This window comes from Pseudovibrio sp. M1P-2-3 (assembly GCF_031501865.1).
Classification (GTDB): Bacteria; Pseudomonadota; Alphaproteobacteria; order Rhizobiales; family Stappiaceae; genus Pseudovibrio; species Pseudovibrio corallicola.
In genome coordinates, this window is record NZ_JARRCW010000001.1 from 678,169 (window position 1) to 691,197 (window position 13,029).

The 13,029-nt window shown below is 49.5% G+C and carries 13 protein-coding genes; 9 read left to right on the forward strand and 4 right to left on the reverse strand.

What is annotated here, in order from left to right:
- Positions 1 to 17 precede the first annotated feature (17 nt).
- Positions 18 to 1,361 carry an aminotransferase class I/II-fold pyridoxal phosphate-dependent enzyme gene (locus P6574_RS03160; protein ID WP_310618940.1) on the forward strand — a complete coding sequence of 448 codons (1,344 nt, stop codon included), beginning with the start codon at positions 18 to 20 and terminating at the stop codon, positions 1,359 to 1,361.
- 240 nt (positions 1,362 to 1,601) lie between these two features.
- Here the strand turns inward: P6574_RS03160 and P6574_RS03165 are convergent, their stop codons facing one another.
- A complete protein-coding gene (locus P6574_RS03165) occupies positions 1,602 to 2,483 on the reverse strand; it encodes an SDR family NAD(P)-dependent oxidoreductase (RefSeq protein ID WP_310618941.1) in 882 nt (293 codons plus the stop codon).
- A gap of 119 nt (positions 2,484 to 2,602) precedes the next feature.
- On the opposite strand from P6574_RS03165, the gene P6574_RS03170 reads away from it, so the two are divergent.
- Genes P6574_RS03170 through P6574_RS03200 form a run of 7 tightly spaced genes read left to right on the forward strand, consistent with a single transcriptional unit; the run spans position 2,603 to position 10,106 of the window.
- Positions 2,603 to 3,775 carry a polysaccharide biosynthesis/export family protein gene (locus P6574_RS03170; RefSeq protein WP_310618942.1) on the forward strand — a complete coding sequence of 391 codons (1,173 nt, stop codon included), beginning with the start codon at positions 2,603 to 2,605 and terminating at the stop codon, positions 3,773 to 3,775.
- A 38-nt stretch (positions 3,776 to 3,813) separates the two neighbouring features.
- Positions 3,814 to 5,295: a lipopolysaccharide biosynthesis protein gene (locus P6574_RS03175; protein WP_310618943.1), complete on the forward strand. Its 1,482-nt coding sequence runs from the start codon at positions 3,814 to 3,816 to the stop codon at positions 5,293 to 5,295.
- A gap of 9 nt (positions 5,296 to 5,304) precedes the next feature.
- The gene (locus tag P6574_RS03180) at positions 5,305 to 6,075 is read left to right on the forward strand and encodes an ABC transporter permease (protein WP_310618944.1); all 771 of its coding nucleotides are present in this window, start codon (positions 5,305 to 5,307) and stop codon (positions 6,073 to 6,075) included.
- A gap of 3 nt (positions 6,076 to 6,078) precedes the next feature.
- On the forward strand, positions 6,079 to 6,735 hold the full coding sequence (locus P6574_RS03185; RefSeq protein ID WP_310618945.1) for an ABC transporter ATP-binding protein: 657 nt from the start codon (positions 6,079 to 6,081) through the stop codon (positions 6,733 to 6,735).
- A gap of 11 nt (positions 6,736 to 6,746) precedes the next feature.
- A complete protein-coding gene (locus P6574_RS03190) occupies positions 6,747 to 8,057 on the forward strand; it encodes a capsule biosynthesis protein (RefSeq protein ID WP_310618946.1) in 1,311 nt (436 codons plus the stop codon).
- Positions 8,057 to 9,337 (forward strand): capsular biosynthesis protein, encoded by a 1,281-nt coding sequence (locus P6574_RS03195; protein WP_310618947.1) that lies wholly within the window; start codon positions 8,057 to 8,059, stop codon positions 9,335 to 9,337. Before P6574_RS03190 ends, P6574_RS03195 begins: the two co-directional genes overlap by 1 nt.
- Positions 9,338 to 9,362: 25 nt before the next feature.
- Positions 9,363 to 10,106 (forward strand): formyltransferase family protein, encoded by a 744-nt coding sequence (locus P6574_RS03200; RefSeq protein WP_310618948.1) that lies wholly within the window; start codon positions 9,363 to 9,365, stop codon positions 10,104 to 10,106.
- Between the two features lie 40 nt (positions 10,107 to 10,146).
- Here P6574_RS03200 and P6574_RS03205 read toward each other — a convergent pair whose 3' ends face one another.
- From P6574_RS03205 to P6574_RS03215, 3 genes are all read right to left on the reverse strand, one after another.
- Positions 10,147 to 10,974: a formate/nitrite transporter family protein gene (locus P6574_RS03205; RefSeq protein ID WP_310618949.1), complete on the reverse strand. Its 828-nt coding sequence runs from the start codon at positions 10,972 to 10,974 to the stop codon at positions 10,147 to 10,149.
- Between the two features lie 205 nt (positions 10,975 to 11,179).
- Positions 11,180 to 11,623: a VOC family protein gene (locus P6574_RS03210; RefSeq protein ID WP_310618950.1), complete on the reverse strand. Its 444-nt coding sequence runs from the start codon at positions 11,621 to 11,623 to the stop codon at positions 11,180 to 11,182.
- A 51-nt stretch (positions 11,624 to 11,674) separates the two neighbouring features.
- Entirely contained in the window at positions 11,675 to 12,139 is a 465-nt protein-coding gene (locus P6574_RS03215) for an AraC family transcriptional regulator (RefSeq protein ID WP_310618951.1), read from the reverse strand.
- A 501-nt stretch (positions 12,140 to 12,640) separates the two neighbouring features.
- Between P6574_RS03215 and P6574_RS03220 the strand changes: the two genes are divergently transcribed.
- Positions 12,641 to 12,826: a hypothetical protein gene (locus P6574_RS03220; RefSeq protein WP_310618952.1), complete on the forward strand. Its 186-nt coding sequence runs from the start codon at positions 12,641 to 12,643 to the stop codon at positions 12,824 to 12,826.
- Positions 12,827 to 13,029 lie beyond the last annotated feature (203 nt).

Consider the following 13,029-nt stretch of genomic DNA (forward strand, 5'->3'; position numbering starts at 1 on the left):
GCGGGTATTTTTCGGGAATGAATAAAAAAACACTAGGTAAAGATGAGCGGGATTCGCTCATCAATAACTTACGCAAAGCGGGGCGAGGCGGTGCGGGTATTGCACAACGTCGGCCCAGCCGCCCCAAGCAGAAGTTCTCGGATCTTCCCGGGTTTAAGGAAATGAAGATCCAACGCGCAGCGGCGGATCTGCTGAAGGTGGATAACCCTTTCTTTCGGGCCCATGATGGGCGTGCCTCTGATACGACGCATATTGATGGTAAAGCCTACCTGAACTTCGCATCCTATGATTATCTGGGGTTGAATGGGCATCCGGAAGTAATTGAAGCGGCGAAAGCCGCAGCAGACCACTATGGTATTTCCGCAGGAGCCAGCCGTGTGGTGGCTGGGGAACGTCCAATTCACCGCGCATTGGAAGAGCAGCTTGCCAAGCTTTACGGGGTGGAAAGTGCTGTAGCCTTTGTGAGTGGGCATGCCACGAATGTGACAGTCATAGGCCAGCTTATGGAGCAAGAAGGCCTGATTCTCCACGACAGCTATATTCATAATAGTATTGTCACAGGGGCTAAGTTGTCCGGTGCGGTCCGCCAGTCCTTCGCTCACAATGACTATGAGGCACTGGAGCGCATTTTGGAGAACCGTGCCCATCGCCATAAAAGAGTATTGATTGTAGTAGAAGGCATTTATTCCATGGACGGGGACTTCCCCGACCTGCCAAGGCTTCTTGAAATCAAGAGGAAGTACAATGCCTGGCTTATGGTGGATGAGGCTCATTCATTAGGTATTTTAGGAAAGACGGGCAGGGGGCTTGCTGAGCACTTTGGCATTGACCCTCGCGAAGTCGATATCTGGATGGGTACTTTCTCCAAAACACTAGCAGGCTGTGGTGGGTATATCGCCGGCTCTCAAGATCTGGTGGAATATCTTAAGTTCAGTGTTTCGGGCTTTGTGTTTAGTGTTGGCCTTGCCCCTCCCATTGCTGCGGCGTGCCACCGTGCAGCTCAGATCATGATACAAGAACCGGAGCGGGTTCAAAAAGCACAGGCCAATTGTCTTTATTTCAAAGAGCTTTGTCAAAAAGCTGGCTTCGATACAGGTGAAAGCCAAGGCTATGCAGTTGTGCCCATTATGGTTGGCGATTCTTTGAAGGCAACGGTTCTATCATCTCGCCTGCTGGATCGTGGTGTGAATGCTTTACCAATTATTTTTCCTGCAGTGCCGGAAAAATCAGCAAGGCTCAGGTTCTTTATCACTTCACAGCACAGTAAACAGCAACTGGAACAGGCAGTTGAGGCGGTTAAAGACGCTATGGCAGATTTGGAAGCCAACCCTGTTACCATAGCTCAACTGGCAAAACGCTAAAGCGGGCCGCTGATAACAAGGCTGATCATTGGGTGAATTAAACCTCTAAGACCAATCGGTATTAAGAGGAACCTATAGGATCATCTATGGATACCGGCTCGATGGCCGGTATGACCTCGTAAAGAATTCGGGATGTCGGCCCCGGACTTGATCCGGGGACCAATTTCAACCGAGATAGAAAACAACCTTCCTCAGTTTTTGCATGAATCAGATTGGTATAATGTGGTGATCGCGCTCGTGCTAGCTCTCGCCACTTCGGTCATAATTAAAGCGCTGCTGCGCAAGGCGGCGTAATTTCCAAGGAAGAAGTTTGCCTAAAGCAATACTGATTGCAAGAGCCGTCGGAAAAGCATAGAGCGCCCTGCGTTTTTCTACGGCTCTCTTGATCTTCAAGGCTGCTTGGTCCGCAGAGTATTCCAAAGGTCTCCAACTTTTGAATTGATCTGCCATTGGCGTCCTGATGTAGCCGGGGCATAGCACACTGACAGAAATGCCTGAAGAGTAGAGATGGTCTCGAATGGCCTCCCCATAGGCAATGATTCCAGCTTTGGATGCTCCATAGGCAGGGCCATCTGAAATCGGCTGTAGTCCGGCAAGTGAACTTATCAACCCAATTTGCCCAAACCCTTGTTTTTGCATAAACGGCGTCACCGCTGTAACCAGATTAATGCTGCCGCAAAGATTTGTTTCAATCTGTGATTGAGCGGTCTCTGCAGTTTCGATGGAACCGTCTGCACTATGAGAGCCGGTAATACCAGCATTCGAAAGCGCGGTGTGAATGGGGCCGAATCGGCTGGCATGGGTGACCCATTGCTGCACAGCCTGATGATCACGAATATCCAGCGAATCAGTCGAAACTTCAGCTCCAAATTTTCTCGCAATATCAGCGGATTCTTCTAGGCGCACACGGTTTCTAGCGGTTAGGAAAAGGTGCGTTTCGGGCGATGCGTAAGCCTTGGCAAGAGCCCGCCCCAGGCCCGAACTGGCCCCTGTAATCAAAATGGTCTTTTTAGAAGTCATGGAAAACAGATACGCGTTTTGAAGTTGAAAGGAAGCGGCTTGAGGAGCTGTATCCACAGTGCAACTGTGAAAAAGAATGCTCTTGGTCTTTGGGTCTGCCACCCTAAACCGTGGTTGGCCGAGTTGATTTTTCCCTAAGGGTTTAGTAGTTAATAATTACAAGTTGAAATTGGTGGTTACCTATATTTCTATATTTTTCTGAAGTTCTGGATATTATTTAGATGCTGCGCACCCTTTGCCCTACGTTTTTTAATAGGTCTGGCTCGTTCAAGGCCGGCCTAACTCTTGTGGCCAGTGCTTTGTTGCTGGGCAGCTGTCAGATCATGCCGGCGTCGGGGCCAATTTCCTCGGAAATAGTACACCAGTCGTCAGAGGTTCGGGAAGACACATTCGATTACACGCTTATTGATGTAAATAGCGATGTTATTGCGGCGCTGCATGCCTATAGCCCTATAGGCCTTGGGAAAAGGTTTAGCGCAAAACGATTTGCACCGCGCCATATGGTTGGAGTCGGGGATGTCGTCTCGGTTGTCGTGTGGGAGCAAGGCGCGGACCGTCTGTTCAGCAACGCAACGGGCAGTCGTACCGAGCTTGGACCGTTCATGGTGAGCCAGAAAGGCACGATCACTGTTCCGTATATCGGGCGGGTGAATGCAGCAGGTCAGTCTTTGGACCGTCTTCAAGATGCTATTCAGGCAGCTCTTGAGGGACAGGCCACTGACCCACAGGTGATCGTCACTCTCAAAGACAACCAGAGCAGCCTTGTGGTCGTAAATGGTGATGTGCGCTCTCCGGGACAGTATCCACTCTCACTCCAAGGTGAACGACTTCTGGATGTGGTTGCAAAAGCAGGTGGTAATGCCACGAAAGCCAGCGAAACCTTCGTGACGCTGGATCGGCAAAACGCCCGCGGAAAACAGCTGCTGAAAACCGTTTTTGAAGATGGCAGTGAAAACGTTTATGTGCGTCCAGGAGACCGTGTTTATGTGAGCCACGATCCGCAAACGTTTACGGCATTTGGTGCAGTTTCCAAAGTTGGAGAGTATCCGCTTCAAGTGGGCGAAGTGTCACTCGTTGAAGCTTTGGGCCGCATTGGAGGCTTGAGCGACAATCGTGCCGATACAAAGGGCCTGTTTGTGTTCCGCTATGAGGATGCGAAGGTTCTGAGGGCACTTGGCATTGAGGGTGTTTCCGAGTTTGACCATCAGGTACCTGTCATCTACAGGGTCAACATGCGGCAGGCTCAGTCCTACTTCAAAGGGCAGCAGTTTAATATCAAAGACAAAGACGTTCTATACGTCGCCAATTCCTATACAGCAGAACTTGGAAAATTCCTGGGCATCATCGGGCGAACTGTTGGTGTTGCAAGATCTACGTCTTCTTTGAGTTTCTAAGTTAAGCGGCCTCAGGAGTTCGGGGTATTGAGGGTATAATGGACAAGCAAAGCGCACAAAAAAAAGTTGATCCCGTAGCGGCGCAGCCGAGGGCCGCGGCTCAGGCAGCAAAGCCTGTGCCCGCTAAAAATCAAGGGGCGCAAAAGCCTGTCCCTGCCAAGGATCAGAAAAACGCGCAGCCACAAAAAGCTCCGCCTGCTCAGGGCGCAAAAAAGCCCGAAGAGCAGGCAAAAAATTCCGTAGTTCCTGCTAAGAAGCTCTCTCCGGCCCAAAAAGCGGTGGCCTCTATTGTTCCGCTGCCGGTCAAAGCAAGAGAATTGCAAGAGGTTCCGCAAACCCTATGGGATCACCTGCGAGGCAAAGGTTTGCGCCCCCAGCAGTTCCGCAGGCGTATGCTGGCCGTTTCGTTCGCCCTATGCGTTGCCTTGCCTGCAGTACTGGGTAGTTTCTATTTCCTCTTTTTGGCGTCCGACCGTTATTCCTCTACATTAGGGTTCTCTGTTCGCGGAATGGATGGAGGCGCTGCAGGAGGAGACTTTTTAGGGTCCCTGACGGGCCTTGCCAGCACAGGATCGACCACAACTGATTCCTATATTTTGATGGATTACCTCAAAAGCCGGGAAGTTGTGGAACGCCTGAGTGCAGATATGGGGTTAAAGCAGCTTTATAGCTCCGAAGATGTGGACTTCATTTACCGGTTGGACCCGGAACTGCCCATAGAAGATTTCGTGAATTACTGGGACTGGATGATCGACACGAGCTTTGACAGCACGTCCTCCATTATTAATGTCGAGGTACAGGCTTTCACTGCGCAGGATACCAAAAGGCTGGCAGATCTGGTCCTTTCCTACAGTGCACAGCTGGTCAACAACCTTTCGGAAAGTGCCCGCAAGGATGCGGTGAAATATGCCGAGGAAGAGGTCTCAAGGGCGGAACTGCGTTTGCGCATGATTCGCGCACGTCTCAGGGAGTTCCGATCCACGGAAAACTCTCTCGATCCTACGAAAAATGCGGAAGTTCAGATACAGCTGGTTGCCGAGCTGGAGAAACAGCTCATTGATACGCGTTCACGTTTATCGCGCCTTGTGGGAACCATTGATGAAAGCTCGCCAACTGTTCGTCAATTGCGCAAGCAAGAATCGGCGTTACTGGAGCAGATTGGTCTGAAGCAGTCCGAAATCGGTGGTGTTCAAGGTCAGGGACGCTCAAGTGCCACCGGAGAAAACTCTGAGGGCAAATTTTCATCACTTTCATCACTTCTTGCTGACTACGAAGAGCTGGTGATTGAACGCGAATTTGCAGAACAAGCCTATACGGCGTCCCTTGCAAGTCTGGAACGTTCCCGAAGTGAAGCCGATCGCCAACAACGTTATCTTGCTGTCTTCCAACAGCCATCAGAACCTGAGAACGCGCTCTACCCGCGCCGGTTTACCAATAGTCTTTTGCTGCTCGGGGTTCTGCTCGCTCTGTGGTCACTGGGCACGTTGTTAACCTACTCCGTTCGCGACCATCTGCGGTAGGACAGGAATATGAGTACGGAAGGTGTCCTCACAACGCAAGGCAGAGTGATCGGCGCATTGATTTTGCGGGAAACCCGGACGGCATTCGGGGATAGTCAGCTGGGATATTTCTGGGCTGTATTCCAGCCTGCGGTTGGTACGCTTGCCTTGGTGGCAATTTTTTCCGTCATAGGGCGGATGCCGCCTCTTGGCGAAAGTTTTGCGCTGTTTTTTGGAACCGGAGTGTTTACCTTCCAGTTCTATCAAAAACTCTCCCAGTCAATCATGACAGCAGTTCCGCAAAGCAGGGGCCTGCTGACATACCCACTTGTAAATGAATCCGATTTGGTCATTGCGAAATTTATTTTTATTGCGATGACCTATGTGCTGATTATGTTTGTGTTTTTCGGCGCACTTATTGGAGTTGGGGAGGGGATGTTCCCCAAACGTTTTGAAGTGGTCACAACGGCATTAATGTGCACTGCCTTATTGGGGCTGGGTGCAGGCCAAGTCAACGCCGTAATTTTCAGGCTTTGGCCCACGTGGAAACAGGTGGAATCGATCATTTCTCGCCCTATGTTCTTTATCTCTGGTATTTTCTTTCTTCCCACTGACTTCCCTCCGGCAGTGACTTATTGGCTTTCTTGGAATCCTGTTTTGCACTGCATAGAATGGATGAGAGAGGGCTATTACGGATACTACGAGAGTGCTGTTCTGGATAAACCGTACCTCCTTGTCTGCACGCTCATCCTGCTTCTGGTTGGCTTTGCTGGCGATCGTCTTTACCAGAAGAAAGTCTAAGCCATGATTGAGTTTTCAAATGTTCGGAAAACCTATCGGCTAAAAGGGGTTGAGAAGGTAATCCTGAAAAATTTGACCATGTCCTTTCCAAAGGGGAAGAATGTGGGGATCATCGGGCATAACGGTGCTGGTAAATCCACTTTGATGCGGCTGATAGCTGGTGCCGAGCGGCCTGATGAGGGTAGCATCAAGCGGCGGGTAAAAGTGTCCTGGCCTCTGGGGTTTGCTGGAGGATTTTCCGGCAATATGACAGGCATCGAAAATGTCCGGTTTGTTTCTCGTATGTACGGAGAAGACACAGAACGTATGATTGCTTACGTGGAGGAATTCTCCGAGCTGGGCGCTTCAATGCGACTACCTATCAAGACCTATTCTTCTGGTATGAAGGCCCGTCTGGCATTTGGCGTTAGCATGGCGATAGATTTTAACTACTACCTCATTGATGAGATCACGGCAGTGGGGGACGCCCGCTTCAAAAAGAAATGCGATCAGGTTTTCCAAGAGAAGCTGCAGACCGCCAATATCATCATGATCTCGCACTCTGAAGGGGCCTTGAAGAAACTGTGTGACGTGGGGTGCCTGCTCCATAATGGTCATGTGACTATGTATGACAATCTCGATGGTGCTTTGAAACAGCACCGCATTCACCAGATGGCGTGAGGTGAATGGCTATGAGTAAACGTAGTGTTTTATTTCTGCAATCCCACCCGTCGGGCTTTGGCTCTCGTCTTGCAGACGAATTTCGGAGTGAGGGAGCGGATTGTCATATCATCAACCTTTCCTTGTCCGATTGGTTTTTCAGGGTAGGCCAATCAACACACAATTATTGGGGGCGCCTCAAATCTTGGCGCGGCTATCTGGAGCGCTTTGTCAAGAAACACGGCATCACAGATATTGTCTATTATGCAGACCGGCGTCCTTACCACCGCGTTGCCCATTCCGTTGCCATGGAGCTGGGCCTGAATGTGTTCGCCTATGAGTTTGGTTATCTGCGGCCGCATTGGATTACGCTGGAAACAGGCGGAATGGGTGTTTATTCCCACTTCCCCAATGACCCTAGGGAAATTCGAGAGCTCGCGGCGAACCTACCAGATGAGGACCTTCGTGAGATGTCCTACCCGCATCCGTTCACGCAGGAAGCCTTGAGTGAAGTGCTTTGTAATTTGGGGCCAGTGTTCTTTCCCTACTGTTTCCCGTTTTATAATCGGGATCGCTATTACCATCCTCTGCGGGATTACCTCAGCTATATTCCGAGATTACTGCGGCAAAAACGGGTAAACACCCAAGCACAGCAGTTGGTTGAAGACTTGGTGGCGAGTGAAACGCCATTTTTTCTGGTCCCGTTGCAGATGCAAAGCGATTATCAAATTCGCCACCACTCGCCCTATACCCATATTTCTGAGATGATTGAGGAAGTGATTGGCTCATTCGCAAAACATGCAGATGCGGCAGATCAGTTGGTTTTCAAGCTCCATCCGTTCGATAACAACATCGAAAAGTGGCCCTATAGGGTTGAGCAGATTGCAAAAAAACACGGCCTTTCTGAACGTGTGAAGTGCATTGATGGCGGTGATCTTGAGTTGATGCTGCGAACCACAAAGGGATGTGTTCTCATCAACAGCACCACGGGTCTTGCTGCATTGGAGGCAAATGTTCCGACAAAAGTGCTGGGGATTGCGCTCTACGATATCGAGGGCTTGACGGACCAGCGGCCTTTGGATTCTTTCTGGCAGTTGCCTCAAGTTCCTGATCAAGGGCTGTTTGCAGACCTCAAAAAGCTCTTGGCTGCCTCCATCCAGATCAGAGGAAGCTTTTATAATAAAGAAGGACGGGAAGTCGCCGTAAAAGAGTTCGTAGGTCGGGTTCTAGGTGGGACAGTGAACGGGTTTGGCGCATATAAGCCTATCCCGCCAAGGCTACAGAAGGCGCGGGATGTGGGCATTCAAATACCTGAAAACTGCTACTGGTCGGAGGCTGCTTGATGGGCACGCAGCCGCCACGGGTTCTCATATTGCAAGGTCCTCTTTCAAAATTTTATTCTGAAATTGGTGATGAACTTCGCCAATCGGGCGCTTATGTCCTTCGTGTAAACTTTTGCGGCAGTGACCGCATGAACTGGCACGCGGGTGGAGCTATTAATTATCGGGGCTCTCTTTCAAATTGGCCGGAATTCTTAGCGGGCCTCTTGGAAAAACATAGCTTTGATATTGTGCTTTTGCATGGAGATCGGCGCGTCTATCACCAAGCGGCTATTGCTCTTGCCAAAAAGCGTGGCCTCAAAATTGTGGCAACGGAGCTGGGGTATTTGCGTCCGGACTGGATGACTGTTGAGGTTGGAGGATGCAATGCGCTTTCTCATTTCCCGAAAGACCCTCAAGAGATCAGGGAGATGGCAAAAAATGCATCACCGCTTGCAGGTGACAGGCTTTATCAAAACAGCTACAGCCAGCTGGTCTTTCAGGAACTCAAGTTCACTGTAGACAACCTCCTGTTTCACTGGGCTTTTCCAAAGTATGAAAACCACCGTCAGGAAAGCCGTCTCACGGTATATGGCGGCTGGCTCAAAGCGCGCTTGCTGAGCAAAAAACGGGAGCTGGAAGCAGCTAGAACGCTTCATAAAGTGACAGGACAACCCTACTACGTTTTCGCCTTACAATTGAACGGGGACTTCCAGATCAGGGACCATTCGCCGTTCGGTTCCATTTATAAAGCCATTGACCACGTGGCCGGATCTTTCGCCCTTCATGCACCTGCGGGCACGAACCTTGTGCTGAAGTGCCATCCTTTAGAGTACAGGCATGCAGAACTTCGCGAAGCTATTGAAAAAGCAGAGCGGGAGCACGGGCTGGAAGAGCGGCTCTTCCTTCTGGATGGCTCTAACATTCAAGATCTGTCCCGAGACTCTCTTGGGCTAGTGACCGTGAACAGCTCTGCCGGTCTGGAATCGATCGAAGAAGGTGTTCCAACCTGCTGCATTATGCCGACTATTTATGATGTTGAAGGCTTAACGCATCAAGGAGAGCTTGATCACTTCTGGGCTTCCCCTCAAAAACCGGATCTGGCGCTGTTCGACGCGTTTCGCCGCCTGCTGTGCCAAAGCGTTCTTGTACGCGGTACGATTTATAACCGTGCTGGCAGAAAAGCTGCGGCACGGGCTGTTGCAAACAAAATTACTCAGGGCAATTTAAACCCAGCTTATTCTCATCCACCCCGTCTTGCGCGTGCTGCTCAGCTAGGTGTTTCCTATCAACATTATTATTAGGGGCGCTTTTTAGCTCTCATTTTTTATGCGTATTATCCTTTGCTCTCATTCCAGCGCGTATACGGACGCCCTGCTTCACTCCTTTTCTCGCTCGGTGGAAGGGGAAGTGGTCGGCCTGTTGCGCTCAACATCTGTTCTGGGCGGTCCAACTTCGCTCAGATCATGTGCTGGTATGGTTAGAAGGTCCGGCGTGTTTTATGCGGGATATCTGGCGGTGGTAACAAATCCGATCCTGCGGTTGCCGCATGTTCCCAAGTGGTCCAACATGAGTTCATGGGCGCAAAAACACGGGGCGGAGTATGTGGAGACACCCAATGTGAATGGGGCTAGAGAAATTGCTTGGATGGAAGAGTTGAAGCCCGACTATATTGTCTCTGCGCACTTTAACCAAATCTACAAGCTGCCAATAATTGAGCGTTTCCGTGACAAGTTGATCAACCTGCATCCGGGGAAATTGCCCCAGTTTCGCGGTCCTGATCCGGTCTTTCATGCCATAAATGCGGGCGAGCGGAACTTCACAATGTCTTTACACCGTATTTCAGAGCAAATTGACAGAGGTGAGGTGCTCGCGGAAACGGTGGTGACACCGAAGCGGAAAACGTTGTTTCGCACCAACCTGAAACTATTTCAACAAAGCGGTGCCTTGTTCGATATGTTTGTGAGGGGCGAAGGCGTTACACGTCTTCACTCTGAACCTCTTCCCCCCTACCAGAGCTGGCCAAAACCCGCGGAAGTTCAAAGATTCCTGCTGAAGGGCTTTCGACTTTAGGGCGTAAATGCGAATGAACGTGACGTGCTCTAGGGGGATTCTAGGACTTCTTATAGTGCTCTTTTCTCACCTGTCCCCATGCCATGAGGGTGAAGACCGCTGTTCCTCCAATAACATTGCCAACAAAGGAGGGCAGAATAATGCCCCAGACGGCATGCCAGAGCGTGATCTGGTTTTCTGCCACTAAGTAGGCAACTTCAACACTTCCGGCGACAACATGCGTGAATTTTCCTAATGATATCACATAGGTGATGACGATGATGGCGAACAGAGGGCTTTTAACTGATGGTAGAATCCATACGAGGGCTGCAATCAAAATTCCCGCAGGAATACCCTTAACCAGAATTTCAATCTGAGTAAATTGGATAAGGTGTAAGGATATATCGAGAATTGCAGCTTGGACGGGCTCGGCGATAGCTCCGGAAAACGATAGAAAGTGTGCTGCAATGGCTGCACCCACTAGATTGGCAAGGAACACTATGATCCATAGTCTGGTCACCTGGCGCAGTTTGGAGAGAGAAAAACCCGTATAAAGCGGAATCACCGTCGTAATCGTATTTTCTGTAAAGAGTTGGAGCCGACCCAAAATAACCAGTAGGAAGCCAAAGCTATATCCAAAGGACTCAATCATGGGCCGCCATTTGGCATCGGGGAGGTAACTTTGAAAAATGCTCATAACCAAAACAGAGAAGCTGATGACGACCCCGCCAGCAACGCCGGACCAGACGAGCGAGGATGTCGGGCGGTTTAACTCTTCCTCCCCATCACGCCGGATCACTTCATAAACAAGGCGTGCAGACAGGCGGGAGGCCTGCCTGATACTTTCCCACTCTTCAATTCTAGCGGTGAGATCGTCTTCTTTGGTCACTGAATACCCGATGTTGAGGCCAGCATAACCCCGGTGGTTATAACTTGGAGCTTATATGGATCAGGGCAGAGTCTGTTCAGACACGTTGGCCCGGATGCGCAATATTGACCTTAGTGTCTAGTCCTCATTATTTGTTTAATCGGATATCATTGAAGGGAAGGTTCCAACTTGGCATGATTGAGTAGATTGTTTGAGCTTGCGGCTTTTATTCTGACAGGGATTGTGAAGGTACCCATACATAGCCATCAGGATCAAGAATGTGAGCCTCACGCATACCGTGGGCCTGATTGATGGAACCAGAGAGGACGGTTGCATCCAGTTGGCGTGCTTTTTCCTCTGCTTCATCAGGATTTATCCCATAAAGGCGCAGCTCCAACCCACCGCCACGTGCTGTCAGTCCTTGAACAGCACTCATCATCTCGTGGTTTCTGTAGGACCAGTCTGAGTGCAGGAGCCAAGTGTGGCCCTGACTCTCCATAATGGCAAAGTGCTCCTCCCAATATCTGATGGTACTGCCAAATACAAATTTATGGAATTTAGCGCTTGTCTGCACGTCTTCCACCAGCAGGTTCACCCCCATCCCATCGGGATGGGAATTGCCATAGGCCTTTGGATCCGGTCGGTCCTTACCGTGCTCTGGCATTTCCATAATTAAAACCTTGCCCCAAAAAACTGATTTCCCCTTATTGTAGGGCAACAGTCATTTCAGAGGCAAGTAGATCTCGGTAACCAAGTCGTCAGGTTCTGCATTGAAAGGGGAGTTGACGTAAACTTCAAATGGCGGTGCGGCGCGGGCCTCCCGGCCAGACTGGGGCAACCACTCCTCCTGTAAGTAGTTGTGAGCCTTTCCAAGACCATCATAGGGCCCTTGGTGGGTTAAAACAGCATATTCACCACCTTGGATGCGAAAGTGTCTCAGGTCTTCTTGTTTTGGGAAGTCATCTTTGATGGAGGTTGCCGCACAGCACAGCATTTCATCTTCGGGAACCGCTCGTGGATCGGTAAAGTAAATACCTATAGTTTCTTTGGTCTTGGGCATTAACCCTCGGTAAATGAGCTTATCAAAAAGAGTTCTGAAAGCACCATCAATCTGGTTGTAGCTTCCACGGTGTGGAACGCCCACCAACTGCCGCTCCGGTTCCTGTTGAACCTTGACTTCATACATCGCGTTCCTCGCTTCTAAGAGTTCTACAAAGATACCAATATGGTATGGCGCCTGTCTTACTCTAGTCAGCAATAGAGGGGAGGGGAACCCGAGAGAATATTAGGGTGCCTGTCAGGTAGTTTTTGCCTAGTGGGGAATCTATGGGTTCTAGGCCTTAAAGTTTCGGGCAAATATTACAATCTATTTAAACGTTTCTATCATCAAGAAGTGCTTTGTAATAAGGCAACTTAAATAATAGTTAAGCTTCAATGGTAAATTTTGGGTAGGTATAGAAATAAGTTATCTTCAAACGATGATTAAGTCTTTTGAATTTAACGTAAAAATTTAACGTTCCTATTAGTTTTTCTTCAGCAGGTAACATCCCTGTGAGAAAATCAGGTGAGCTTGTTATTTGATGGCAAAGAAATTCTTGGTTACTCCTAAACCATCCCAGTAGAGGGAAAGTGCCTTAAAGGAAATAAACTATATGGCACTTCGTTTAGATCAGACAGGAAGAAGAAAATGGCGATTTCACTTAGTAGATTTGCAAGTGCAATGGGACTTTCCAGACAACGATATAATCCAAATGCAAGTTCTCTGGCAGAGGAAGTCGCCCGTGATCCGTTCTCTCATCCAGACATTCAACGCATGAGCCACCGTGAACAAAGCGACCTTCCCATAAACCCCAGATTGATTAGATCTGAATAATTAGGTGCTGCTATATCTTGCAGGGGAACCTAGGCCCTTGTTGAATAAAATAATGCGCAAATAGTGGGTTGGCATAAGAAATAACGAAAATTTCAAACCCGTTGGTTCTTGCAGTTTCCTTCACTTGGTGTGAGATGGTGCTTTCACAAAACTGCACCATATAGTATTGCTCAGAGTATCTAGTCGGAGCATAGAAAAACTCC

Excerpts from the sequence above, each read along its gene's own strand:
- P6574_RS03160 (WP_310618940.1), top strand. The coding sequence starts at position 18 with ATGAATAAAAAAACACTAGGTAAAGATGAGCGGGATTCGCTCATCAAT.
- P6574_RS03170 (WP_310618942.1), top strand. The coding sequence starts at position 2,603 with ATGCTGCGCACCCTTTGCCCTACGTTTTTTAATAGGTCTGGCTCGTTC.
- P6574_RS03175 (WP_310618943.1), top strand. The coding sequence starts at position 3,814 with ATGGACAAGCAAAGCGCACAAAAAAAAGTTGATCCCGTAGCGGCGCAG.
- P6574_RS03180 (WP_310618944.1), top strand. The coding sequence starts at position 5,305 with ATGAGTACGGAAGGTGTCCTCACAACGCAAGGCAGAGTGATCGGCGCA.
- P6574_RS03185 (WP_310618945.1), top strand. The coding sequence starts at position 6,079 with ATGATTGAGTTTTCAAATGTTCGGAAAACCTATCGGCTAAAAGGGGTT.
- P6574_RS03190 (WP_310618946.1), top strand. The coding sequence starts at position 6,747 with ATGAGTAAACGTAGTGTTTTATTTCTGCAATCCCACCCGTCGGGCTTT.
- P6574_RS03195 (WP_310618947.1), top strand. The coding sequence starts at position 8,057 with ATGGGCACGCAGCCGCCACGGGTTCTCATATTGCAAGGTCCTCTTTCA.
- P6574_RS03200 (WP_310618948.1), top strand. The coding sequence starts at position 9,363 with ATGCGTATTATCCTTTGCTCTCATTCCAGCGCGTATACGGACGCCCTG.
- P6574_RS03210 (WP_310618950.1), bottom strand. The coding sequence starts at position 11,623 with ATGGAAATGCCAGAGCACGGTAAGGACCGACCGGATCCAAAGGCCTAT.
- P6574_RS03215 (WP_310618951.1), bottom strand. The coding sequence starts at position 12,139 with ATGTATGAAGTCAAGGTTCAACAGGAACCGGAGCGGCAGTTGGTGGGC.
- P6574_RS03220 (WP_310618952.1), top strand. The coding sequence starts at position 12,641 with ATGGCGATTTCACTTAGTAGATTTGCAAGTGCAATGGGACTTTCCAGA.